The sequence below is a fragment of the Mesotoga sp. Brook.08.YT.4.2.5.2. genome (genome assembly GCF_003351125.1).
Taxonomy (GTDB): domain Bacteria; phylum Thermotogota; class Thermotogae; order Petrotogales; family Kosmotogaceae; genus Mesotoga.
On sequence record NZ_JPGZ01000067.1, the window covers coordinates 1 to 1590 of the forward strand.

Below are 1590 nucleotides of genomic sequence, written 5' to 3' on the forward strand. Positions count from 1 at the left end.
GCCTTCCCTGGAATCCACTCACCTCGGTCATCCCTTAGTGGTTCTGTACGGGATCTAATCTCGACCGTCTTGAGCTGCGTACGATGTAAGAGGTTTGAGGCTAGAGGTCAGAAAGACAAGATCTAATTGCTCTTCTTACCTCTTCCCTCTTGCCTCTTACGTCTTTTTTCCCTTCGACCCCCAATGGTTGGACAAGAAGTCAGAGAATCACGGTTTTACGATCTGAATCGGAGTTTCATCGTTTAGTTCTTTGAATGCATTAGGTGTTAAGTAATTCAAAGATGCATGCGGTCTAAGATTGTGGTAGAAATCCATGTACACCTTGTATTTCCTGAGAACATCCTGCGAATCCTCGAAGTGATTCAGGAATACGAACTCTCTTTGCACATTTGAATGCTGAGACTCAATGTGAGCTTGAGAATCTGGATTGTGTCTGTAACCGAACTCCTGGATTATATTGAGCTTTTCAAAGAAATTTCTGACAGCATTGGCTTTGAACTGTGTCCCGTTGTCCGTTCTAACTACTTGTGGAAGTGATTCCTGGTAAAGAATCGCTTCTCTGAATAGAGCAATGACATCTCCACTCCTACAGCTGTTGCCAATGAACGAGCCTACGATTTCCCTTGAATAGACGTCTATTATGTCCAGTAAAGCGATGTTTCCTTCCGTGATGGTGGATATGACCTTAATGTCTGCTTCCCAGAGTATTCCGGGTCTATTCAATCTATGCACTGTAGAGCGTCTTACAGGATGCGTATGTCTGGTGTAGTACTTCCTTACGATCCTCAGCTTCTTTCTCAGTCTGTGCAGTTTCTTGTGGTTGACTATTATACCCATCTCGTTCAGCAGATACTTACTAAGTTTCTTACTGCCGAGGACCTTCAAGTAATACCTTGGATCATATGGATCGTGAAAATAGAAAATCTCCAGGAGTATCTCTTCAAGTTCAATGTCGGTAATCATTGTTCCATCTCTCTTGTTGCAGAAACCGCGAGTTCTCTTAGGTGGCTTACCGACAAGGATAACCTTCACTTTCTTCTTGTGGTAATAGCTGCTCCTTGGAAAAGAAAGGACGAGTAGAACAAACTTAATTGCAAAGCCCAGTCCTATATAATCGTCAGCCAAGAATCTGTCAGTTATTCGGTTTCTCTCTTTTTTTTTAACGCTTCTTGCAGTATCTTGACCTGCAATTTGTATTCGGCTATTTCTAGCAATAGCTTCTCTTTCTCGGTAAAAGGACCCTTGAGATCACTTGGATTCTCACTTATCTTGTCAAGTCCCAGTTCCTTGTATAGAACAGGTGGAATCTTATTTGGATCTCTAATGAAACTTCCCCCTCGTGATCCCTTAAAAAACGCAGCTTCTCCTTCCTTTCTGTATTTCACAGTCCAATTGTTCAATGTCTTGGAGCTTATTCCATTCTCTTGTGCAATCTCTTCAAGTGTCTTGTCTGTCTCTGCAAACTCCTTAGCTAATCTAAGTTTGAACTCAGGATCATAACGCTTGCCTCTCGGATGCTTCATCCATATTCACCCCTTCTTAGTCTACTATTCCTAACTTACTTGTCCAATTCCCCTGGGGGGTGAATAC

The 1590-nt window shown here is 42.5% G+C and carries 1 protein-coding gene; it reads right to left on the reverse strand.

Annotation, left to right across the window (positions count from 1 at the left end; genetic code table 11):
• Positions 1–207 precede the first annotated feature (207 nt).
• A protein-coding gene (locus Q502_RS14185; protein ID WP_099829518.1) for an IS3 family transposase occupies positions 208–1523 on the reverse strand; the annotation gives its coding sequence in 2 pieces (ribosomal slippage) (positions 208–1143 and positions 1146–1523; 1314 coding nt in all).
• Positions 1524–1590 lie beyond the last annotated feature (67 nt).